This is a genomic window from Clostridioides sp. ES-S-0054-01 (assembly GCA_021561035.1).
Lineage (GTDB): Bacteria > Bacillota > Clostridia > Peptostreptococcales > Peptostreptococcaceae > Clostridioides.
In genome coordinates, this window is the sequence record CP067346.1 from 401,429 (window position 1) to 426,399 (window position 24,971).

20 protein-coding genes and 1 pseudogene are annotated in these 24,971 nt (G+C 27.5%); 14 read left to right on the forward strand and 7 right to left on the reverse strand.

The window, feature by feature from the left end:
* Positions 1 to 99: 99 nt before the first annotated feature.
* A complete protein-coding gene (locus tag JJC02_02260) occupies positions 100 to 1,698 on the reverse strand; it encodes a putative manganese-dependent inorganic diphosphatase (GenBank protein ID UDN55038.1) in 1,599 nt (532 codons plus the stop codon).
* A gap of 227 nt (positions 1,699 to 1,925) precedes the next feature.
* Between JJC02_02260 and JJC02_02265 the strand changes: the two are divergent.
* Positions 1,926 to 2,124: pseudogene (locus JJC02_02265) on the forward strand (hypothetical protein).
* A gap of 194 nt (positions 2,125 to 2,318) precedes the next feature.
* On the opposite strand, the gene JJC02_02270 reads toward JJC02_02265, so the two are convergent.
* From JJC02_02270 to JJC02_02280, 3 genes are read right to left on the reverse strand one after another with little or no spacing between them, the layout of a single operon-like run.
* On the reverse strand, positions 2,319 to 2,660 hold the full coding sequence (locus JJC02_02270; GenBank protein ID UDN55039.1) for a hypothetical protein: 342 nt from the start codon (positions 2,658 to 2,660) through the stop codon (positions 2,319 to 2,321).
* Between the two features lie 33 nt (positions 2,661 to 2,693).
* Positions 2,694 to 3,362 (reverse strand): ABC transporter ATP-binding protein, encoded by a 669-nt coding sequence (locus JJC02_02275; GenBank protein UDN55040.1) that lies wholly within the window; start codon positions 3,360 to 3,362, stop codon positions 2,694 to 2,696.
* 11 nt (positions 3,363 to 3,373) lie between these two features.
* On the reverse strand, positions 3,374 to 5,959 hold the full coding sequence (locus JJC02_02280; GenBank protein UDN55041.1) for an FtsX-like permease family protein: 2,586 nt from the start codon (positions 5,957 to 5,959) through the stop codon (positions 3,374 to 3,376).
* 208 nt (positions 5,960 to 6,167) lie between these two features.
* Here JJC02_02280 and JJC02_02285 point away from each other — a divergent pair, with 208 nt between their 5' ends.
* Together JJC02_02285 and JJC02_02290 are read left to right on the forward strand one after the other, a co-directional pair.
* Positions 6,168 to 7,103, forward strand: coding sequence for a GHKL domain-containing protein (locus JJC02_02285; GenBank protein UDN55042.1), 936 nt, complete (start codon positions 6,168 to 6,170; stop codon positions 7,101 to 7,103).
* Between the two features lie 18 nt (positions 7,104 to 7,121).
* Positions 7,122 to 7,859 carry a response regulator transcription factor gene (locus tag JJC02_02290; protein ID UDN55043.1) on the forward strand — a complete coding sequence of 246 codons (738 nt, stop codon included), beginning with the start codon at positions 7,122 to 7,124 and terminating at the stop codon, positions 7,857 to 7,859.
* A 183-nt stretch (positions 7,860 to 8,042) separates the two neighbouring features.
* On the opposite strand, the gene JJC02_02295 is transcribed toward JJC02_02290, so the two are convergent.
* The 3 genes from JJC02_02295 to JJC02_02305 all read right to left on the reverse strand — a co-directional run bounded on the left by JJC02_02295 (position 8,043) and on the right by JJC02_02305 (position 14,029).
* Positions 8,043 to 13,100 carry a DUF4132 domain-containing protein gene (locus JJC02_02295; protein UDN55044.1) on the reverse strand — a complete coding sequence of 1,686 codons (5,058 nt, stop codon included), beginning with the start codon at positions 13,098 to 13,100 and terminating at the stop codon, positions 8,043 to 8,045.
* Positions 13,101 to 13,124: 24 nt separating this feature from the next.
* Positions 13,125 to 13,544: a hypothetical protein gene (locus JJC02_02300; GenBank protein ID UDN56363.1), complete on the reverse strand. Its 420-nt coding sequence runs from the start codon at positions 13,542 to 13,544 to the stop codon at positions 13,125 to 13,127.
* Between the two features lie 233 nt (positions 13,545 to 13,777).
* Positions 13,778 to 14,029 (reverse strand): hypothetical protein, encoded by a 252-nt coding sequence (locus tag JJC02_02305; protein UDN55045.1) that lies wholly within the window; start codon positions 14,027 to 14,029, stop codon positions 13,778 to 13,780.
* An 88-nt stretch (positions 14,030 to 14,117) separates the two neighbouring features.
* Between JJC02_02305 and JJC02_02310 the strand changes: the two genes are divergently transcribed.
* The 11 genes from JJC02_02310 to JJC02_02360 all read left to right on the forward strand — a co-directional run bounded on the left by JJC02_02310 (position 14,118) and on the right by JJC02_02360 (position 24,969).
* A complete protein-coding gene (locus JJC02_02310) occupies positions 14,118 to 14,849 on the forward strand; it encodes a YkgJ family cysteine cluster protein (GenBank protein ID UDN55046.1) in 732 nt (243 codons plus the stop codon).
* Between the two features lie 58 nt (positions 14,850 to 14,907).
* Positions 14,908 to 15,819: an MBL fold metallo-hydrolase gene (locus JJC02_02315; protein UDN55047.1), complete on the forward strand. Its 912-nt coding sequence runs from the start codon at positions 14,908 to 14,910 to the stop codon at positions 15,817 to 15,819.
* A gap of 50 nt (positions 15,820 to 15,869) precedes the next feature.
* A complete protein-coding gene (locus tag JJC02_02320; GenBank protein UDN55048.1) occupies positions 15,870 to 16,682 on the forward strand; it encodes a GTP pyrophosphokinase family protein in 813 nt (270 codons plus the stop codon).
* A 108-nt stretch (positions 16,683 to 16,790) separates the two neighbouring features.
* Positions 16,791 to 17,483: a metallophosphoesterase gene (locus tag JJC02_02325; GenBank protein ID UDN55049.1), complete on the forward strand. Its 693-nt coding sequence runs from the start codon at positions 16,791 to 16,793 to the stop codon at positions 17,481 to 17,483.
* A gap of 86 nt (positions 17,484 to 17,569) precedes the next feature.
* Complete coding sequence (locus JJC02_02330; GenBank protein UDN55050.1) at positions 17,570 to 18,511, forward strand: hypothetical protein; 942 nt, start codon at positions 17,570 to 17,572, stop codon at positions 18,509 to 18,511.
* A gap of 36 nt (positions 18,512 to 18,547) precedes the next feature.
* Positions 18,548 to 19,705: an SAM-dependent methyltransferase gene (locus JJC02_02335; protein UDN55051.1), complete on the forward strand. Its 1,158-nt coding sequence runs from the start codon at positions 18,548 to 18,550 to the stop codon at positions 19,703 to 19,705.
* Between the two features lie 151 nt (positions 19,706 to 19,856).
* Positions 19,857 to 20,417: a hydrolase gene (locus JJC02_02340; GenBank protein UDN55052.1), complete on the forward strand. Its 561-nt coding sequence runs from the start codon at positions 19,857 to 19,859 to the stop codon at positions 20,415 to 20,417.
* A gap of 27 nt (positions 20,418 to 20,444) precedes the next feature.
* On the forward strand, positions 20,445 to 20,936 hold the full coding sequence (locus tag JJC02_02345; GenBank protein UDN55053.1) for a hypothetical protein: 492 nt from the start codon (positions 20,445 to 20,447) through the stop codon (positions 20,934 to 20,936).
* Between the two features lie 228 nt (positions 20,937 to 21,164).
* Positions 21,165 to 21,716 carry a helix-turn-helix domain-containing protein gene (locus JJC02_02350; GenBank protein ID UDN55054.1) on the forward strand — a complete coding sequence of 184 codons (552 nt, stop codon included), beginning with the start codon at positions 21,165 to 21,167 and terminating at the stop codon, positions 21,714 to 21,716.
* 277 nt (positions 21,717 to 21,993) lie between these two features.
* Positions 21,994 to 22,857: an EamA family transporter gene (locus JJC02_02355; GenBank protein ID UDN55055.1), complete on the forward strand. Its 864-nt coding sequence runs from the start codon at positions 21,994 to 21,996 to the stop codon at positions 22,855 to 22,857.
* A 246-nt stretch (positions 22,858 to 23,103) separates the two neighbouring features.
* A complete protein-coding gene (locus tag JJC02_02360) occupies positions 23,104 to 24,969 on the forward strand; it encodes a PTS glucose transporter subunit IIA (GenBank protein UDN55056.1) in 1,866 nt (621 codons plus the stop codon).
* Positions 24,970 to 24,971: the final 2 nt, after the last annotated feature.

Below are 24,971 nucleotides of genomic sequence, written 5' to 3' on the forward strand. Positions count from 1 at the left end.
ATGATGAAAATATATTTGGCTTGATACAAAAAAAGAGTGCCCTATGAACTAAAAAGTTCATTTTAAGACACTCATTTTTTGTTGTTTAAAAATTTTATATTATTTAAAGTTTTTGATTGCAGTAGTTAAATTAGGAACTAATTGTTTTTTTCTTGATACAACACCTGGTGCAAATGTACCTTGAACACCTTGAACACCAAATGCGTTGGCAATTAATCTATCTTCTGCTTTATAAATTAAATAAGAACCTTCTTTGATTATATCTGTAACTGCAAGAACTAATTTATCATAATCAGTTGAATTTATATAAGATAAAAACTCATCTTTTTTAGAGAATATAGAGTCTATGTCTAAAGTAAATACTTGTCCAATACCAACTCTATGTCCACTCATATTAAACTCTTTAAAATCCATATTTATTATTTCTTCTATAGTATATTCATCTAAAGAAGTACCATATTTAAACATATCCATAGCATACTTTTCCATATCTATTTTTGCTATTTTACTTAATTCTTCACAAGCTTTCTTATCCATGTCAGTTGTTGTTGGAGATTTAAATAATAATGTATCTGATAATATAGCAGATAAAAGAAGACCAGCTATTTCATAAGGTATTTCAACATTATTTTCTTTGTACATTTGATAAATTATAGTACTATTACATCCAACAGGCATTACTCTAAAAGACATAGGAACATCAGTAGAAATACCGCCAAGTTTATGATGGTCAACTATTTCAACTATATTTGCCTGTTCAATTCCATCAGCACTTTGGGCATATTCATTATGGTCAACTAAAACGACATTCTTTTTAGAAGGATTTAATAGATGACCTTTTGAAATTAAACCTAAAAACTTGTTATCATCATCTAATATAGGATAAGATCTGAAGTTAGTCTCTAGCATAATCTCTTTTATTTCATCCATGTAGTCATCTTCTTTGAATGTAATTAGATTTTCTGTGGCTTCTATAGAGTCTAAGAAACTACATTGATTTATTACATTAGAAGTTTTATAATTGTCACTTTCAACAGAAACAACAGACACTCCATTTATTTTAGCAAGAGCTAACAAATCTTTTGAAATCTCTGTATGATTAGTAAGTATTAAAAGTTTAACTTTTGTATCAATAGCGTATTCAATACTATCATATCTATCACCAACAATAGCTATGTCTCCTTCTTTTAAAGTCTCTATTAGAGTCTCCATCCCAAATGATAAAGTAACTACTCTACCTTTTATATCTTCACCACAATCCACAAGTATAGTACCATTAAGGTTTTTACAAATGTTTGATAGTGATGTGTGTATAGTTGTAAAGTGTTGATGAAGTAGGTTTTTAGCTATTTCTTTCATAGTAATAATACCAGCAAAAGTTCCGTCATCATAAGTTACAGGTAGCGTTTTAACATTTTTTTCATCCATAAGATTATAAGCTTCTAATATAGATGAAGTAGGAGTTAAAGGCACTACTTTATCATAATTTAAATCTCTAACTTGTATTCTAACATTATCTAAAATTTCAGGTGCATCTACCTTAAAGTAATCTAAGGCATATTTAGCTTCTTTTCTGATATCTCCTAAAGCATAAGCTGTTGCTTTTATTCCTAGTTTGTTTTTTAAATGTGCTAATGAAATTGCAGAACATATTGAATCTGTATCTGGATTTTTATGTCCGAAAACTAATAAATTCATTTTAATACTCCTTTCAAAACTTGAATATAATAATAATTGATAAAAACATTATATCAAAAGGTGGTGGGTATTTGTTGTAAAAAGAAAAAAATTTAATGAAAAAAGATTATATAAAATTTTATTTCTTACATAAATACTACGAATTTGATATAAAAATTATTATTATATTATACTTTTACCCAATCACATACTTAACTAAATTTACTTTTATTTGAAATAAATTGCCTAAATATACCTATAATACTTATAAAGATACTAAAACTTGTGGTGTAATAGAAAAAGATGAAGCATACTGTACTATAGAAACTGCTAGAGTTGTACATGAAGCATCAGTTAAGGCGGGTGCACCAAAAGGACTTTATAGGTTGGGTAGATGTACCTTCAATCGAACTTACTAATGTTGTTATATTAGAGAAAAATCTTATATATGTATATTTAATCAAATAACTTTAAAATTAGTCGTAAAATTTTTTTATTACATATAATTTTAAAGCATAATATGCAAAAAACTTTATGAAAAAATTATAAAAATATTCAGAAAATTCTATTGACTAATTTATTTATCATGATATAATAAGTTTAGAAAACAAAAAGAATTGGGGCCTATTAAGGCCCCCTTACTATTTTTTGATAGATTTATTTAGAATAACTTTCTCATTTTGATTTTTTATATTTATTATAGAGTCAGTATAATCTACTTCAAAGTTGGTAAAAGCAGAAAATAAATCTATGTCTCTTAATAAATGGATTGTCATAAGTTGATTGTTTCTATTTAACCTCAAAATTAATGCTTTTACAAATGGAAATTGGATTCTAGAATTAAATAAGTTAGAGCCATCAGTATTTATATCTAAGCTACGATAATTAATATCTATAAATATATCTACATCATCGTTTTCTTCTCTTATTATTCTGTAGTCAAAATCCAAGTCTAAATTTAAATTACCTAAAACAAATAACATTTAAATCCTCTTTTCTATAAGTAGTTTAGAGTGTCAGTTTAACTTAAGCTCTCCATCTATTATAGATATAACTCTATCTGCTTTTCTAGCAATATTTTCATTATGTGTTATTATTATAAGAGTTTGGTTATATTTTTTTATAGAACTTTTTAGTAAATCCATGACTTCTTCTGTAGTTTTACTATCCAAATTTCCTGTTGGCTCATCTGCTAGTATTATACTTGGCTTTGCAGATAAAGCACGTGCAATAGCAACTCTTTGCTGTTGACCACCAGATAATTGATTGGGAAGATGATTTTTCCTTTCATTAAGCCCCAATAAATTTATAAGGTCTTCAATATATTCTTTATCTATTTTTTTATTGTCTAACTTTAATGGTAATTCTATATTTTCCTTTACATTTAATACAGGAATTAGATTATACTGTTGAAAGACAAATCCTACTTTTTGTCTTCTATATCTTGCTAGTTCTTTATCTGAAAGACAACATATATCTTTACCAGCAACTTTTATAGTACCATTACTTGGTCTCTCAAGACCACCTACTAAATGTAGAAATGTACTTTTTCCACTTCCACTTGGCCCAATTATCGCAACGAACTCACCCTTATTTACTTTTAAATTTGCATCCTTTAGTGCATGCACAGATGTTTCCTTTTTTCCATAAATCTTACCTAAGTTAGTAATTTCTAATATAGACATAATCATTCCTCCTATTCTGTGATGTTTATAGCTTCAACTATACTAATTTTATTTATTTTCCTTGATGGAATGTATGTAGCTAGAATACCTACGATTATGTTTGCTAAAGTAACTAGGATATATACTTTGTAATCTATTGAAAATCCCAATCCATATGATACATAATCATACGTGTAATACATTCTAAACTGTATTATAAGTCCTGCTACAATGGTAATTACACTTGAGATTGTTCCATATAATATTCCCTCATAGAGTATCATATTTTTAAATCCTCTCTCAGAGATACCAATAGCTCTTAACATTCCAAATTCACTAGTTCTTGAAGTCAAGCTATAACTTATGTTATTTATTATGTTAGATACACTAATTATGAACAGAACGGCTATTATTCCATAAGCATAAATCAGGGCTCTAGCTGTCATATTATCAGAGGTTTCTTTTTCCACTGACATATTTACTGTTGTAGTTCCAGGAGCTTCACTTCCTATTTTACCTAAAAGTGTATTTATTTTTTTAATGTCTGCATTTTTATTAACATCTATATAAACTGCGTTATATTTATCTGTGCCAGTTAATTTTCTTAGATATTCGCTACTCGTTATTACATCTATGCCATCATCCGAAGAGTACGACTCGTTATCTGCAAAAGGGTAACTTACAATAGCTCCAACTTTAAATTCATATTCTAGATATTCATAATTATCTTTTTGACTAAAGTAAAGTTCTGTATCTATTTCACCTTTTGGATATTTGATTTTTATAGTATCTCCTACTTTTATATTTACAACTGGTGTTCCTACACCAGGAATATAACTCTTGTTGTATTTATTTATTTTAGAAATTTGTGGAACATATACTATAGCTAGGTTTTCCTTTTTCATTTTTTCCAAGTTTATACTTCCACTTACTAAGTATTTTTCTAATGAATTTATCATCTCATCATTATAACCTCTTAACTTTTGTGTTAGCGTATATTTACCAGTAGTCTTATTTTTTGTTAATAGAGGATAGTCCTTATGATAAGGCGTTGAATTCATAATTTCGTAGTAATCCAATTTATTTATTTTATCTAATTCTATTCTTGTATTTAAGAGGCTAGCAGTTTTGACTTTCTCAACTCCATCTATATTTTTAATTTTGTCTATCTGAGCATCGTTAAGACCATTTATATCCTTGATAGAATTAGCCTTATAATCTTCATTTAGCTTGAAAGTAAGATTTGATAGAATAAAATCTGCATTCATATATGTTTTTTCTTGACCACTTTTGTTTTGTATATCTGAAAAAGAATATTTATAATTCTCCCTTATGACCATTATACCTCCTATACTCATGGATAATATAATTATAATAAATCCCTTTGTATTTCTAAGGATGTTTTTAGCAGAGATATATTTTGTCACTGATATATTTAAAGTTAATTTTGATATTAAAGAATTAACTTTATTTATATTTTTATCAGTTCCAAAAGTTTTTCTTATAGCATCGATAGGAGAGATTTTTCTTATCTTTAAATATGTAAAGAAACTTATAATTAGTATTGTTAGTATTATACATCCAATTGATAAAAGTATTATTTTATCTGGAATAACAAAAGGGGTAATCTCCACATTTCCTTCAAATTGAATATTTCCTGCAGTTCTATTAAATATTTGTGCACCACCAATACCTATACATATACCTAGAGGTATTGCTATCAAAGCAAGTATAAAAAGTTCATAAAACATAAGCTTGAAAATTTTAAAATTGGTTGCTCCAATAGCTCTTAAGATACCATATTCTTGTATTCTTTGGTATATTGATATAACATAGATGCTATATATTACAATACCAGAAAATATGCTCATAACAATTGCAGTATATTTACTTGAGTTATCTAAAATACCATTTTCCATAGTAGACTCTATAAGCATTTTGTTTTTTCCCATACTATTCTTATCCAACTTAGCATCTTTTACTATATTATCTATGTTTTTATTTATATCACTGTGCTCATTAAATTCAACATAAGTAAAAGAAAACTTGTCCAATTCTGATTCATTGAGATTTAAAAAAATTTCACATAAACCTTTTTTTTTCGGATTAAATCTATCTTCAAGTATTCCTACAACCTTAAACGTCTCTGGCTTTTCTTTTTGATATAATTTTAAAGTGATGTCTTGATTTATTTCTGGTTTTAAACCCATACTATTTAAAATCCATTTTTCTACTACCACCTCATTGCTAGCTTTTGGAAGGTGACCTTTTATAAGTGTAGACTGACTAGTTAAGTAATTTTTATTTGCATATTCTATGTTTATAGGTAATTTTTCATTAATATCTGTATGCCCATAGTGAGATGTTATACCTAAATTTTTAATATCTTTGCTAGACTTTATGAGTTCTAATTGATTTTTATTTATATCTTTAAAGTATACATGGTCAGTTCCAAGTTCTCTTTTCAATAAATCTACTTCTGCTTGCTGAGCACTTCTTGAGAGGGTACCAATACCAACAATGAGTGATGTAGCAAGAACTATACTCAGAATAATTGCTAAAGATCTAGCTTTATAACTTTTTATGTATCTTAGTACTATTTTCAAATTATCTTTCATATTTACCACTTCCTTTCTTAATTAAGTCAATTATATATTTATTTAAAATATATAGCAAAATAAGTATTTTCAAGTTTTAAGTACCTAGTTGTATAAGTTTAGGTATTTTTTTGCAAGTTTAATCAATATACATGTAAATTTTTATTTTTTACATAATTTTTTTAAAATGATATAATACTCATATGAAGTGTTTATGGGGAGGAGAATTATGGAGACTGATTTTATATTTCCTATAGCAATACTAACTTTGTTTATATTTAGTAATCTTATAATGAATAAGTACAGGTTTTATAAAGAATTAGACATATTAAAAAGAGGAATATTGACATTTTTTGTGTCGTGTTTTGTATGGATATTATTTATGGAGGGTATTCAATATATACGATTAAGTTTAGGATATAACTTTTTACTTGAAGGAGTATTAAATATTATACTTTTTTTTATTTTAAGTATTTTAAGTTGTTATACAGGATTTAAATTTATAAAATTGATAAATAATAACAATCAACAAGAGTACAAGCTACAAAAACTAGATAGTAAAATAAATCATAAGGACAATATAATCGTAAAATTAAGGAGTCAAAAACATGATTATTTAAAACATTTACAAGTAGTATATTCTTTATTAAATACTGGGTTAGCTGAAGATGCCAAAGTATATATAATGAGTATGTCAAATAGCTTTGAGTCAAAAAATTCAAGATATGGGAAAATATCTTATTTAGATGCTATAGTTTCCTTAAAATATGAGGAATGCCTTGAAAAGAACATATCTTTTGATGTCTATATTCAAGATTTTATGGATAATTTAGAGATTGAACCTAATGATATGAGTTCAGTACTATTAAATATAATAGACAATGCAATAGAGTCTTTGTCTACTATAAAAAAGGAAAAAAAATATATACGATTACATGCATATGAAGATGAATTTCAGTATATTATAGTCATAAAAAATAATGGTCCTAAAATACCTAATGTTGAAAGTATATTTTGGGATGGTTATAGTACTAAAAAAGGACAGGATAGAGGTTTTGGGTTATATATAGTTAAAAATATATTAGATAAGTATGATTATGGTATAATTGTAAATAGTGATGATTTTTTAACTGAATTTGTAATCTTAATCCCCAAATATTATTAGTTAGGAGTAGAGAAGTCTGTGATAAAAGTTTTAATTTGCGACGATGATAAAATTGTAAGAGATGATATAGCAAACATAGTTAAAGAATCTGGATATGTAGATTATGTTAAAAAGGTTAAGGATGGCATAGAGGCAATCGAATTTATAAAAAACGAGAAAATAGACTTATTAATTATTGACGTTGATATGCCATATAAAAATGGGATTGATTCTGCTAAAGAAATTCTTTCAATAGATAAGGATATACATATAGTATTTGTGACAGGTTTTGCTGATTATAGTCTTGAAAGCTTTAAAGTGCATCCTATAGATTTTATAGTTAAACCATTTAAAAAAGAAAAAATACTTGATTCAATTAATATAGCAATAGACCATATTAACTCCCATAAAATTGCTAATAATAATTTTATAGAAGATACTCTTTTTGTATATAAAATAAGGAAGCAGATACATATGATTAATTTTGATGATATAGTTATGTTTGAGAAAAATTCAAGAGCAATTAATCTATACACTAAAGATGAAGATATAATAAAGTTTTATGAAAACTTTGATGATTTAAAAAAACGCCTACCTCCTAATTTCTTTATGACTCATAGACAATACATAGTAAATCTAAGGTTTATACATAAGGTTATACCTATAAATAAATCTTCATTAGAGATACGGTTTATAAATTTTCAAGAAAATGCCATATTAAACAAATCTCTAGAAAAAGATTTTCTATATAGATTTTATAGGGTTAAAAGGTTCTAGTGAAAAGAGAAGAAAAATTCTTTTTATGTAATATAATAAGTACTGTAAAGATAATGTATAAGAGAAGTTTATATAAAAATTATTTGTAATTATGATTTAATCTATATAAATTATAATGTAGGATATATTGGACTTTCTTTAAAAAATTAGAAAGTCCAATATATTTTAGATGTAGTTTTATATTTATAAATTACTTAAAATACTAGGGTCTTTAATCTTATTATCTTCAGCAAGTAATAATATCTTAGACATAATCTCAGCAGTTTTAGGGTCTTCATCAGCGAATGGAAGGAATATCTTACCTCTACTTTGAGAATGTACAGGAAGTATATTTAAAGCACCCATTCCTTTTTTATGTATAATACCAGAACCCATATGTACAGAATACTCACCTAAATTACCTGCGATAAGAGCATGAGAGCCTTCAAAGTTGACATTGTTAACTTTTAATAATAATAAAAGTTCTTTAGCAATTGCTATACGCATTTCTACAGTAGAGTGGCTCGTTTCAGGGTCAACACCACCGGCATGAGCGACACTTACAACAAGGTCTATATCACGCATAACTTCTGAAAATATAATTGGAGGTATTGAATCCAATTCTAAGCCTTTATAAGTTTTTCTATCAAAGAATTCTACTGTTTCAATAGTAGGAGGCTCAATGTCTGCTGGTGAAAACCAATCAGCAAGTGCAAACATTTTTGCCACTATATTTTCTTTGTAAAACACTTTTTGTAAACCTTCCTCATAATCGATAGTCCAAAGTTGATTTCTAAGAAGTGCTACAGTTTTCTTCGGCTGGATTTGATGCCCAGCATATCTACGAGATATAGTTTTTTCAGATAATTCATCACTATTTATTCTATAATACTCACGGAACACCTGCTTAAATGGCTGAACAATTTGCTTACTAAATAAGTCATGTTGGAACTCACTCCATTTACCAGACTCAAACAAATGAACTGGATGTGCAAGTTTTAATTTATTTTTTGTGGTCAATTTATAAGTTTCACCTTCTATATTGCAAATAAAGAACTTAGACTTATCATTATAAACATATCCAATATTATCATCACATACCCACACTAAATTTTTAATCAGAGGGCAGATAACTGGATTTTTATAGATATTGGAAATTTCTTTAACTGTAAATACTATTTCATTTTTCATAGCTTGCTCTAAACTCTGTTTTGCACGAGAATACTGGCTCTTTAAATCTTTTTGAACAGATTTAAGTTCAAGTACATATGGATGTTTAGCAATAGCTTTTGGTATACTCTTTAAAGCTTTATCGCCTTTTTGAACTTTAGTAGATGCTTTTCCATTTTCATCAACATCTATCCAAATTGAAGTACCATCAATATCCTTTGGTTTAAATAGATGAATAACTTCATTTAGTTTTTCAGTCTCAAGAGCCCACATCATACGATTTACATCTCCAAATCCAGCACTTCTAGCTAGATTCTCTAGTGCTATAGTACAAGCCTTTGATTCACTTTCACGACGTTGTGCTCCAAATTGTTTACTTTCTCTAGCAAATTTTTGGATAAATTCATAACGGAAAGTTGCTTCTTTAAGGTCTCCTTTTTTCATGGGAAGTAAAGAGAAACTTCTCAATTTATCTTGATTTCTATTCGTTTCAATTTCTTTCATTAATATGTCTTTATCAAGCTTACCAAGTGTAGCATCAGCATAGAGTTGTGCACGTCTATGAGAGTTACCACCACTAGTTATATACTTGGCTGATTTGTAAAGTATATTGAATTTTTCTTCTCCAATAGTCTTATATGAATCTAAAAACCAGTCTATGTCAAATGCCCCATCAATAAAACTACCTGGTGAAATAGGGGAGAATAGAGCAACCTCTGATTCTTTTTGTGCAGAGAAACCTTCATTTATATGTGCATGGAAGTACCAAATTGTACTTTTTAGACCCTTCCAGTTTAGATATTTTTCAATTATATTGACCCATTGAGGGGCGTACATAGCAGATTCTATTAATCTAAGTTCAGTAATGTCAGTATTTTTAAGTAATTTTTTCAACTCTTTTGAGTTGTCTTCTTTAGTAGGATAGCAATTTTTAAGCAGAGAACTTAAAACATCTTTTTTTGAATAATTGCTACCATATGAATATCCTCTCTGGAAAGTTTCTTTACCAAGAGCAACTAAGATGTTTACAAAATAATTTATACCTTCAAAGTATTGTATATTATTAGCGAGATGAGATACTTCTGTTGGCATATCACCTCTACGTGATTCAATTTCTATAATTCTGTTTGTAACAATTTTTAAGTTATCTTTAAGCCAAGGATATTTTTCTAATGTGTCACCAGACCATCTAGGATTTGTTAGCGTTCTTATTATATTTGGTGCATTGTATCCACTTATCATTTCTCTATTCACTTGTTCTTCAGTCATTAATCCTAATTCATATGCACGAGCAAATATACCTATGCTAGTATAGAAAGGAAATTTATATTCTAATAATTGATAGCTTGAAAATGTAGTGTAGAAAAACTTAGTAAAAGAAATATCATCGTAAATAAATGAATGTGCTTTATCAAGCCAATAATTTAAAATAGGAGCATCTAAAGCAGGGCAGTATTCATTTTTCCTATAATAGTTTTTAGTAAATTCAACTCTTTGCTTTTTACATTGTTCTATAGTCAATAAGTTTCTAAGTTTATAGTATATTTCCAAACAATAGTCAAATACTTCTTTATGGTCAAACTCATTTAGTAAAACGCTTAAAAGTTTTCTTGTAAGTGTATTAAATTTCAATTTTTCAAGTTTTGTATATATTTTCTTTTGTTTTTTATAGTCAAGGACATTTGAATAGATAGATGAAAACCAATCTTTTTCTGTTTCATTATATCCGCATGTACTTATACTATAAAATAAAATATCAAGTATTAATTTGTAGTCTAATTTAAGTTTTTTACTAGTTTTTCTCCAAAGTTCTGCCAATGGATAATTATCTAGAGTATCATTAGAAACTTTATATTTAATAGGAGTCAAATTATAAGTAGAGTAACCTAAAAGTACTTTGTCTACATTACCTGACCATCTTTCAACTTCATATTCATAATCTGCATTTTCAGTAATAAGCTCATCAAATTTTTCATAAACTTTTATTATTTTATTTATATTTGTATCGAGAATTTTTTTTGCTTCTTTTTTTGTTGCTAAAGAAACAGAATCCTCACTAGTAGATAAACTTATATTTGAAATAATTTTATTAAGTTTTGATGAACTAGAAGAATCATCTTTAAAAGCAAACTGTTCAGGAATTTGAACCTTGTTTTCAGGGTTATATATTCCAAAACCATTTTCTTTGCAATAATCATTTTTTGCTTTACCTAACAAATTATCAATTAGTATTTGAACTTGAGATGTATTCTTTTTAGATTTATTAATATCTTCTATCGATAAAATAAGATTTTTATACAGTTCTTGTTTATCAGCATTGTCTTTTAATAAGTTTACAATTTCAAGACCTCCAAGGCATTTTTGAGAATTTGAAGATTTTATAAGTGAAGAAGCAATATTCTCCAATTTTGAATCATCTTGTTCAAGTAAAATTTTTATTACTGTTTGTCTAATAGAGCTTGTCTTTAAAGATAGTAGATTGGTTATCTTATCTAATTCTACATCTGTTAGTTCAAGTTTTCTAAGTAGACTCAATACAGTTTCTCTATTGGAAACACTCTTATCACTTAAACATTCCAATAAGAAATTACGCTGTTTATCTGTTTTTGGTTCATTTATGAAATTAACTATAAGTGAAGCTCTTAAATCTGAACTCATAAGATGACAATTTTCCATAAGAACATCTATAAATTGGGCATTCATATCGTATGCTGTTAGAGTCATCATACACTTAAGTATTTCGTGAGAAGAAATTTCAATCCAAGTCCATGGAAATACACTTCCCGAAAATGATTTTGTCTTTGAATTTAAAATTTCTAAAGTATGTTTTAGACTTTCAAATTGTTCTTTTCTAGCATCAAAGTTTTTGTCAATAGGAGTGTTTGACAAATCAAAACCAGTTTCTTTGTTTTGCCAATTATAGTAGTAGCCAACAGAACTTTCCACATAAAAGTTTCTAATTACCCATACTAGAATCTCTAAATCATCACCCTTAATATTTTTAGATGCTATAGAATGTTTAAAATATGTACTTTCTGTATGTGATAGGAAGTAAAGAGCTACAAGCTTTTTATATTTTTCCTGATAAGAAAGTAAATTTTCAATAAGAGAGTAAGAGTCATATATGTTGTAAGTTGCAGTAGCCCATAAGGCAAAATAAATTTCAAGATTATCATTGCTATTAATTGATTCTATACGGAACTTTTCATCAGTCAATGATTTATATGAGAGTTCTAAGCATTTACGTATTATTCCAGGTTTTTGGTCTGAAAAACCAAGTCCTGTCCACGTATCCAAGGCTCTTATAACAGAACTAAATCTCTCTAAATTATTGTCCAAAATAGTTTTTAACATGTATATTGATGCAGGAATTGTACCCTCATCTAAACTCTCTACAATTTGCTGTCTAAGCCCTTCTTGTTGTTTAGCTGCTAAAAGAAGTTTAGAAAGCATTTCATAGCATTTCTCACTATGACTTTTCATAATACCAATTATCATTTGTCTTGTAAGTAGGGCAGTTTGATTTTCTCCAAATATTACTTCTTCCAAGGCACTTATTACTTCTTGATTTCCTTTATCTATTTCCAGTGCTATTTTATCACTCATTATAGAGTCGTAGTACAAGACTTTATTTGGAAGAGTAAGATAATCTATAACTGAAAAATCATAATAAATCAAATCAACATAGCTTGAAATAAATCTTATTATACCTCTAAAATAATCTACAAGTCTATTTGAACGGTAACCTTTGCGGTAATATCCTCTTGAATATGTATAATCCATTGTTCTTTTAATTAACTGACAAAGTTCTTCTACTTGTTCAGAAGTAAATATTAATTCTAATGCATTTTTTAAAGGTCCAGAAAGGAGTTCGTCCATATTTTTAATCTCGTAGTAGTGGCAATTGTAGTATTTCTTTATCATATTTAAGAATTTGTCTTCAGGTTCTCTATAATAGTATGAACTATTTTCTATGCAGTCCCAAAGAGATTTTGCTAAGTCATAGTACTTTTTTGAAGAAGATTTAGTAAAATTATTTTTAAAATTTTCAATTATTTTAGGATTTTTTTCTACTCTAGTACGTTCTAACATTTATTTACCTCCAAATTATTTATTTTAAAACATTCTTCCAGCAAGCAAGGTAAGTCTTATAAAAGTAAATATATCCCCACTTTTCGGATTTATAGGGGAATCAAGCTCTTCAATAACATCTTCATTTATAAGCACTTTGTAGATTCCATCTTCAAAAGCTTGTAATGCGACTTCTATTGCTTTTTCTACAGATTGTTTATTTTCATTATAAATAGAACCAAATCCAACTTTTCCAATATTAGCTTGAGATTCAATTTCTTCATTAGTTAAGAAGCTTATTATTGTTTTTTCTGGGGTTTTCTCGTTATATTCAAGAACATTTTTAGATACAATTTCAGAGATAGCTTCTTTTAGGCAATTGATGTTGTCAGATACATCAAAAGGGGTAAGTTCTAGCATAGGTTTGCGTTTGCCAACAGCCTTAACTCTAAAATAAATTTGCATAAAATCACCTCGCAAAATATTAATTATGTATTTAGAAATTTAAAAGTTTATCTATTTGTTATATTATATCATTTTGTGAATTATTAATGTGAATTATGGAATTATTTTACAAAAAATAGAAAAAAAGCTATCTTAAAGTCTAAAAAAGCAATAAAAGATAGCTTTTAACTATAATTATATAGAATTATAACTGTACATTTATTAAATTTTAATTTTAGAACTATTTTTGATAACTATCTTTTTTTGTTTATGAATTTTGCTCCTAAATATTTTTTGATGTCTTCTTCAGGAGAAAAATCATCAAGAAGTATTTCTTTTCCAGTATCCTCAAATACCACAAGAACTTCACAGTCTCCTTGTAAGAAAAATTTTCTAACTGTATCTTCTTTGACTTCTCTAACTTTTATTACATTCTTTTTTTCTTTTTCGAAGTCTTTTGTGTAATAACTTCCCATCATGTTAATTATTTTTGTATATCTATTCATAAAATACCTCCATATGCGATTAAATTTAAAAAATATGTTATAATAATTGTTTGTATTAACTTAATAATTATAACAAGGAGTAATAATAATGACTAGTATAAAAAATAAAGATATTTTAAATTGTATAGATTATTCCATTAAAAATAAGCTCTTTGACAAACTAAATGATGTATATGAGTCCTTGCCAGCAGGAGATTGTTCTGGATGTGGAAATTGTTGTATGGAATCAGTTGGTATAAATTTAATTGAGTTTTTGAATATATTTTGTTATCTTGAAGATAGAGTTGATTTAAAAAAAAGCTGTATAAGTAAAATATTAGATTATTATTTTGAAGAGTACACAAGAAAGAACCCATGTCCATTTAAAGATAATAATAATAGATGTTTAATATATGAAGTTAGACCATTAAATTGTAGGATGTTTGGACATTGGAAAAAAGAGGATTATAATAAAAATTTAGATAATGTTATTGAGAAAAATAATAACTATAGAGAGTTAATGAAAAAGCAATATGGATTTGAAATAAATGATGAAGTAGTAAATTACAGGATAGATTATTGTGATAGATTTATTCCAAATAAAGATTATTTAAGTAAATCTGAGAGATTAAGCTTTTTTGACGAGCTTATGATATTAGACTCAAAGATTTATTCAAGTGGAAATATAGATATAGACTTTAGGGATAGAGGTATAGTTGAATATTTTATAGAGTCATTACTTTATAGAAATTTAGCATATAATGTGAAAATAAGGATATCTAAAGAACACAAAATAAGAAAAAGAACGATAGATAGAATAAAAAGGATTGTTCTTGTATAGTTTTATATTAGTAGGTAATAAATTGTATCATAAATATTGTCAAAACGAGGTGAAGAAGGTGAATCTTACAAAAGTAAAAGGAAATACCTTTTTTATAAAAGGTGGCACGAATACAGGAATATATGTATTTGAAGATAACACAGCACTTATGATAGACCCAGGGTTATGTGGTTCAAGACCTAGGAGAGTAAATAAAGTATTAGATGAAAATAATATACAGGTTAGATATATTATAAATACTCATGGTCATGATGACCACTATGGAGCATGTAATCAATTTAAAGAGTATTATAAAGATGTGTGCATAATGTCATCTAAATACGATAAATTATATATAGAAAATCCAGAATTATTTTCAAAGTATATTGTTGGGGGAAAGAGCAATGTATTTATGGACAACATCTTAAAAAATAAAATGTTAGATGATATAAAGATAGATAAATCTGTAGAAACTGGAAAAATTGAATTAAACAATGAAATGTTTGACATAATCGAGTTTCAAGGTCATACACCTGGTAGTATAGCCGTTTTGACGAAAGATAAGGTGATTTTTGTTGGCGATTTATTGATAGGAGATGAAATTCTCTCAAAATACGACTTCTTGTTTCTGTATGATATACAGGAACAAATAAATTCATTAGAAAAATTAAAAAATGTAGATTTTGAGTACTTAGTTTTAGGGCATGGCAAGCGAGTTATATCAAAAGAAGATTCTTATAAATTAATCGAAAAACATTTGATTGCTATAGAAAAATATTTATATCAAATAAGAGCATTGCTTGCAGAACCGAAATCTTTAGAAATTTTATTAAAAAACATTATAAATAACAATAATTTAAGCAATAATTATAAAGAGTATCATTTTTTTAAATCTTCGTTAGTATCTGTTATAAGTTACTTAGTTGATTTAGAAGAAATAGGGTATATATTGGAAAATGGAGAATTGCTTTACTATACAAAAACAAAATAAATTATGATAAAATAAAGAAGGTCATAAAAAACAAATAAAGGGTGAGCAATATGGAATACGAAAAATGGAATGAGATACTAGCACCTTATGAACATGCAGTAGAGGAATTGAAAATAAAATTTAAAAATATAAGAAAAGAATATTTAGCAAAAGGTGAATATTCTCCCATAGAGTTTGTCACAGGCAGAACAAAAAAAATATCTTCTATAATATCTAAGTTAAAAAGGATAAATGCAAAAGATATAGAAACTGAAATTGATGACATTGCTGGTATAAGAATAATGTGCCAGTTTGTTGAGGATATATATGCTATAGTTGATTTGATAAAAGTAAGAAATGATATGACTATAATAGGAGAAAAAGATTATATTACAAATTACAAAGATAGTGGTTATAGAAGTTATCATGTTATAATAAAATACCCTATAAACTCCATTGCGGGTTCAAAGGAAATTATATGTGAAATACAAATAAGAACTCTTGCAATGAATTTCTGGGCTACAATAGAACATTCATTAAAATATAAATATGACCATTACATACCTGAGACTCTTGCTGAAAGACTTAGAAGAGCATCTGATGCTGCCTTTCTTTTAGACCAAGAAATGAGTGAAATAAGAGAGGACATAATGAAAGCTCAGGCTATGTACCAAATGAAGTCTATAGCTATTAGAGATACTCTAAATAGAATACAAGAGTTATATGACTTGGGTGATACACATAAAGCTATGCAGTATCAAAGAAAACTCGATAGAACCGAAACAGATAAAAATATAACTGAAATTTTGGAATTAAAACAAGAAATAGATATATTACTAGAGCAATATAAGGATACTAAGGTAGATGATAAAGTAGTTCAGTAAAAACTACTTGTAGAAAATTTGCTAAATATTAATGGGGCTGCCTCTTAATGGAAAATAATTTCTAAAAAGAGACAGCCTATTTAGTGTAATCAAGAAAGGAATGATATTATGAGTTTATATGCTATAGGTGATTTACATTTTTCAACATCAGTCAATAAGCCAATGAATATCTTTGGAAGTAATTGGGATGGTCATGAAAAGAAGATTATAGATAATTGGAAAGAAGTTGTTAAGGAAGAAGATATGGTCTTATTGCTAGGAGATACATCTTGGGGAATTAATTTAATAGAAGCTAAAAAAGACTTAGATATAATAAGCAAACTTCCAGGTCAGAAAATACTTATAAAAGGAAATCATGATTACTGGTGGACAACCGTTACAAGTTTAAATAAGCTATATGAAAATATGCGTTTTATTCAGACTAACTTTTATGAATATAAAGATTATGCAATTTGTGGAGGTAGGGGTTGGATATGTCCTAATAATGTTAAATTTGATGAGACTGATGAAAAAGTTTATAAAAGAGAAGAACATAGACTTAGACTATCATTAGAATCTGCTCGTAAAAGTGGTCACTCAAAAATAATTGTGATTACTCATTATCCCCCTACAAATGACAAGTTAGATGAATCTTTATTTACAAAGTTATTTGAAGAATATAATGTTGAAAAGGTGATTTATGGTCACTTGCATGGTAAAGAATCTTTCAAAATGGGATTGAAGGGGATTCGAAATGGAGTAGAATATACATTAGCATCTTGTGACTATACAGAATTTAATTTAATAAAAGTTCACGATTAAAAAACATAAATTGGTAAATACTATAAGATACATGATTAAAAATAAATATTTGAGGGATTTCGGTTTTGAGAAAGGAGACACGACTTATGAGGTGGATATTAGTTTTTATATTTTTATATCTTATTCCTTTAGTAGTGATATTCAGAAATTACAAGAATTTTAAGAGGTCTTGTATCTACAGTAGTATTTATGTGGTATTGGCTACAACAATAATGATAAGTAATATTTATATGAGTGGACTTAATAAAATAAAAGAATCTATGTATTACCATAATTATATTTCTGATGAGATATATGATGAAAAGTATGTATCAAATTTTAATGAAAAAGAAAGTACTGATTTAAAACAGGATAAGGAAAAGAATGAAGAGTCATCAAAGAGTAAAGATTTAAATGGTAAACAAGATAAAAATACACAGAATAAAGAAAGTAATGAAGAAGAAAGTAATGATGCAAAAGAAAAGAATGATTCTGACAGTAATGTTTCAGTGAATAATAAATCAGAAAAACAAGAAGATACTACAAAAGAAAATAATAGATATACAATTAAAGAAAAAAATAGTGAAGATATAAAAAAAATAGATATAGAAAGTATAGGAATTTTTAAGAAAGAAATTTATAATATAGAAAGAGTAGCTTTAGTTCCAATGAGAGAATGCATACCTTACACTAAGGATATAGTAAAAAATATAACTAAATTATCTAGTATAAAAAAAGATGTTACAAATGCCAGAAACAAGTGTAAAGAAGTTGTAAAAGAATATGAAAATATGCAGATTCCAGAACTTTCTAAGGAGAAGTATACAGAAACATTGAGTAATGCTAGAGATGATGTAAAGAAAGCATATGAACTTAGAGAAAAATCTATGGAAAGTGCTTTAAAATTAATAAATACTAAAAGCCCTAAATATATAGGGAAGATAACTGAGTATCTTGATTTGTCAGATAATCAGATAGAAAGTTTTAAAAATAGATTGAATGATTTAAAAGAAGAAATAAACAACGAAGAAACAAATAATATCAACTAATAAGATTTAATGATATAAGTTAAAAGGGAGATTACGATGAATAAGCAGAGTATAGGAAAACTAAATATGTTTTTTATGGGGATTACTCAAAGGAACCTCGATAATAGGGATTTTTTTATTGAGTTAGAGGTGATTTTTAAATCTGGAAGAAAAGAGTTTAAAGGAATTGCAATAGAGGAAGATAATAAGTATAAATTTAATTTTAAAGGAAAATCAGATTTATATACATTTAATGAATTGCTTAAGAATATTTCTAAAGAGGCAGAAAACTATGATGGATTAGTGTTTAAATATGTTGAGAGAGGAACTATTGTTGTAATTGAAGGAGACAATAAGAAGGTAAATGTAAAATATCTAGACAATAAAGAAGAAGTACCCAAAATAGATGAATTTACAGCCTCTCAAATAAAGAACAGAGATTATTATGTAAAAGTAGGACAGGCAAATGCACTTTTAAAAGAAATTGGAGTACTTACAAAAGATGGTAAGATAAAAAATGATAAAATAAGAAAGTACAATCAGATAGACCATTTTGTTGAATTGATAGATAATATCTTAAAAGAAATACAGGATAAAGACTGTATAACTATCTTGGACTGTGCCTGTGGAAAATCTTATCTAAGCTTTGTCTTAAACTTTTATATAAAAGAAGTATTGAAGAAAAACTGTTATTTTATAGGTATAGATTATTCAGATGTAGTTATAGAAGCATCAAGAAATATGGCTAAAAACTTAGGTTATAAGAATATGTCATTTATAAAAGAGGACTTGACTAATTATACGCCTAATAGAGATGTTGACCTTGTAATAAGCCTACATGCTTGTGATACGGCTACAGATATGGCAATAGGTCTAGGAATTAGGGCAAAATCTGAAGCTATAGTAGTAGTACCATGTTGTCATAAGGAGTTATTATGGCAATATAGATATGAAGCTATGGAGCCAATATTAAAACATGGAGTATTTAAAGCTAGATTTGCAGATTTGATAACTGATGGTCTAAGAACATTGTTATTAGAAGGCAATGGATATGATACTTCTGTGGTAGAATACATATCTCCGCTTGATACACCCAAAAATTTAATGATAAGAGCGATAAAAACTAAAACAAATAATGATAAAGCATTAAAAGAATATAAAGAACTGAAAGCACAATTTGGAGTGGAACCAACCTTAGAAAAACTTATATATTAGTTAAAAATGTAAAATTTACGAAAAGCTTGCTTAAATATGCAAGCTTTTTGGTATTATATAGGTATAGTCATATCTAGAGTTTTGATTTATAATTAAAGCTGTGCTATAATATTTGATTAATCAAATCAATAAATGTTACATGGAGGTAAAAATGAACAAATTGAATATATGTATTGATATAGATGGAACAATAACAAGCCCTTATCATTTTCTTCCATACCTAAATGATATTTTTAATAAAAACATAACTGAAGCAGAGTGTATAACACATAATTGGGAAGAATTATATGGTTCGGGAATAAGAGATGTATATGCGGAGTTTAATAATAAGTATATACATTCATATGATGAAGCAAAGATTGTAGAGGGTGCGACAGAGGTAATTAGTGCATTATCTAAAGGACATAATTTATCTTTTGTAACGGCTAGACATGAGTGTTTAACTGATGTAACTAAAAATTGGCTATCGAGACAAGGATTTTCAGATATAGATGTTTACTTATTAGGAAGTGATTATAAAGTTGAAAAGGCAAGAGAACTGAGTTGTGACATATTTATAGAAGATAATCCTCTAAACTCAGTGCAATTAGCTGATGATGGTGTTAAAGTAATACTTCTGGATACTAACTATAATAAAGATGTTAAACATCAAAATATAGTTAGAGTTAATAATTGGATAGATATTGAAAAGATTATAAAACAAGGTATTTAAAGATTTGTAGATTGAAAGGGGGAGCATATGATAGATTTAAAACTTGAAAATAGAAAAGGAAAAATCCATGTAAAGAGCAGTGAAATAAAAGACATTTTAGAATTACGTCCAGACTTCGAATATGTACAAGATATATCAAATACTATAAATCAAGAAAATATATTGGTATTTGATTGCCAGTTGGCAGGAAATTCTTTTGATATGGATGATTTAGATATAGAAGAAATATTGGAAGAGTTAGGTGAAGAAATAGATGAGTCTTATTTTAGTGTTTTATTTGAAGATGTAAGAGCATATTTAAAAGATGCTACTGATGAGATAGAAGCAGATTTACAAGATAATTACTTATTTGATAATTTAAGATGTTATTTTGATATATACAATATAAATCAAGAATTTACCGATTTTAAGTTTGTATTTTTAGTTTCTTTTAAAGATATAAAAATTTCTTCATTAGCAAACCTAGCTAAGATTGTTTCTAAGAGACAGCTTATAGGTGCATCTAAGTTTTATAGTTAAAATTAAATATTATTATAATAAAAGCTAGTAGCCTTGTAAAAATATGGGTTACTAGTTTTTTATTTGTTCATTTTCGTAAAATTTCAGAAAACTATTTACATTCTTAAAAAAGTAATATATATTAAACATAATGTACATTATAATGGATAAAAAGATTGTATTAAGTTAGTAAATCTATTTAATAATCAAAATAACTTGTCCTATATTAGTATATATTAGGGGGTATTTATGCAAAGTTTAAATGAAATAATTGCTGAGAATTTAAAAAAGATAAGGAAAGAAAAGCACCTCAGTTTAGACAAGATTGCTCAACTTAGTGGTGTAAGTAAGAGTATGCTATCTCAAATTGAAAAGTGTGAGGTAAATCCTACCATATCTACTTTAAAGAAAATAACTAATGGACTAAAAATCTCATTTACATCATTAATGGAGAGACAGGAAAGTGATATAGAATTGATTCAAAAAAGTGATATAGACCATTTTGTTGAAGATGATGGAAAATATATAAGCTATCCAATATTTCCATTTGACTCCAAAAGAAGATTTGAGATATTTATGATTGAAATAGAAGAAGGTGGAAATTTAGATTCAAATGCTGAACTTCCAGGAACTCAAGAGTTTATAACTGTTTTTAGTGGTGAGGTAACTATTAAAATAAATGGAGAAGATTACATTGTATCTAGTGGAAATTCTATAAGATTTAAAGCTGATGTATCACATATATATAGAAACTCAGGCGAAGGTATAGCTAAAATGAGTATGGTAGTCTATTATGTATAAATAACTTAATGGAGCTATAGCGATATTTAGATGATTTTAGGTGGGAGAGCATATTATATTTAAATTATAAGAGTGTGATTTACAGATGAATAGTAAAAAAGCAGTTTTTTTCTTTTGTAATGATTTGAAGAAAGACCCAGTAGCTAATAATGTGATAAAGTGTTGTGAGGAAATAATGGATTTGAGGCAAACTGATATTGTGGAAATTCAAATCCAAGATATTTTAAAAACTTGTAATATAACAATAAGTCGGATTAATTTTTAAGTGAGGTCAAAAATGATATTATCTTATTTTGCATTATTAATTAGAGTAGTGCTATTAGCTTTTGAAAGAGTAGTTGTAAGATTATTAGGTGATGAAGAAGGAGATATTTATAAAAATATAGCTTCATCATTTCTATTTTTCTTTATAGGGGGAGTATGTTTACTTCCATTTAGCATAATGGATAGAGTTAGTGATTGGTCGTTTTTAATACCATGTTATATAAGTAGTTTAGTCTATTCAATTGGCTCAGTAGCATATGTAACATCTTTAGCAACTGGAGAAGTTTCACTTGTTACTCCAATAAACAGTTTAAATTCATTGTTTTTACTGCTTTTATCAGTTGTATTTTTAGGTGAAGGTTTAAGTTTAGCAAAAGTTGCAGGAATCATAATTATGATTGGTGGAGTGTTTATATTAAAAAAAGTAAGCTCTTTTTTAAAGAATGTTTCTGTAATTTTCAATAATTTACCATGTAGATTAATGTTTTTGTACATATTTTTACAATCAGTAGGAAGGGTATTGGACAAGGCTTTTTTTGTACAAGTATCTCCTATATTATATTCAACTATACTGTATTTCTTCGTAGGTTTAAATTTATTCATATTTTTAGCATTTAAAAAGAAACAAAAAGTAATTTGTGAGATTTTTAGTAATAAAAAAGGGCTTTCAATTTTAAGTGGTGCTATTAATGGATATTCTTATTTAGCATTATTAATTGCTTTAAATAATCTAGAACTTAGTATAGCAGAACCATTTTCTCAAGTATCTATGATAATAACTTTAATACTTGCTCATTTTATATTCAAAGAAAATATAAAAGAAAAAATACCAGGTTCAATCTTGATACTAATTGGTGGATGGCTACTGTTGCTTTAATTGATATAAAAAATGAATTATAAAGGCGTTATTAGTTAGTATCAGAAAATTTAAAAAAGTATTGACAATTCTTTTAGACAAATGTTAATATGATAGTACAAAATAGTATAAATAGAAGACATGTTACTGGTAATGCAGGCAGGATCGAATATATTGCTTTGATTTTTCAAGGTGTTTATATAGGTTCTGCCTTTTTTGCATCTTGAATGGCCATTCATAAAAAATTATGGAGAAGGAGATTACAAGATGGATTATAAAAAAACTGCCATTGACATTATTGAACAAGTCGGTGGTTCAAAAAATATTTTAGCTTTAGAACACTGTTCAACTAGACTTCGCTTTAAGTTGATTGATAGAAGTAAAGTGAATCAGGATGCTTTAAAAAGAGTACAAGGTGTTATGAGTATAGTTAATGGGGCACAATTTCAAGTTGTCATTGGAAATAGTGTTGTTGATGTTTATGATGAAATTTTAAAAGTTTGCCCTTTAGATACAAATGATAGTGCTATAAAAACTGAAGAAAAAATAAACTTAGGAACAAGACTTATAGAATTTATTATTAATATTTTTCAACCACTGGTTTTTGCTATTGCAGGAGCTGGTATTTTAAAATCACTGTTGATGTTATTAGCAATGTTTAATATTTTAAAATCAGATTCTACTATATATACATTGTTAGTTGCTATTTCAGATGCAACATTCTATTTCTTACCTATCATGGTAGCTGTAACTACTGCCAATGTATTGAAATGTAATCGTTTAGTAGCTATTGCTGCTGTAGGATACTTATTACTTCCCGCAACAACGACTGCTTTAAGTGAAGGTGTTGAACTATTTGGATTTACAATTCCAAATATTGCATATAATGCACAGGTTTTCCCATCTATATTATGTGTATCTTTCTTGGCAATAATGGAAAAAATTTTTAACAAGTATTCGCCAAAACCAATTCGAACTTTTTTTGTTCCGATGATGTCTTTGGCAATTACTGTTCCAATTACTTTAACTATTTTAGGGCCTTTAGGATATAACGTTGGTACAATTTTTACAACCATTATTTTATTCTTATATAACAAAATGGGATTCTTAGCTGTAGGATTACTAGCTGCTATTCTTCCATTTATGGTTGCAACAGGAATGCACAAAGCATTATTACCTTATGCAATTAATACAATTGGTAAGTTGGGTTATGAAGCATTGTATATGACAGCTTCATTAGCTCACAATATTTCTGAAAGTGGTGCTTGTTTTGCAGTCGCTTTACGTACAAAAAACGAAACATTAAAACAAACAGCATTATCTGCAGGAATCTCTGCCTTGATGGGAATTACAGAGCCAGCTTTATATGGTATTACTTTACAACATAAAAGAGCAATATTAGGTGTTGTATTGTCAAGTGCAATTTCTGGTACATTTTTAGGATTATTTGCAGTAAGAGGATTTGTACTTGTTGGACCAGGACTTGCCAGTATGACGATGTTTATTGACCCAAACAATGGAAACAATTTAATTTTTGCAATCATTGGTTTTGTTGTTGCAATATTAGGTTCGTTTATTATTACACTGATTATTTGGAAGGAAAATACAAATAGAGCAGAGCCATCAATTGAAGGTGTTGTTGAAGAAGAACTAATAGAAGAAGAAAAAGAAGTAAATATCTTAGTATCTCCCGTAGAAGGAAAAGTAATCGATTTAGGCAAAGTTAATGATGAACTATTTGCAAGTAAGACTTTGGGAGATGGAGTTGCAATTATACCGACCAATGGAAATTTATACGCACCTTGTGATTCAGAAGTTGTGATGCTATTTGAGACAAAACATGCAATTGGTTTAAGAACAAAAAATGGGGCTGAGATTTTGATTCATATTGGAATAAATACTGTAAGTATGAATGGAGATGGATTTAAAACATTTGTTAAGACAGGCGATAATGTAAAAGAAGGAGATTTATTAATTCAGTTTGATTTAGACAAAATCTCAAATGCTAATTTAGATTCAACTGTTATGATTGTAAATAATAATGGGTCAGAGTATGCTTATAAAGTGTTAAACCAGTCTTATGGCAATGTAGAAAAAGGAAGTATCTTGTTTGATGTAAAGGGAGGAATATAAAT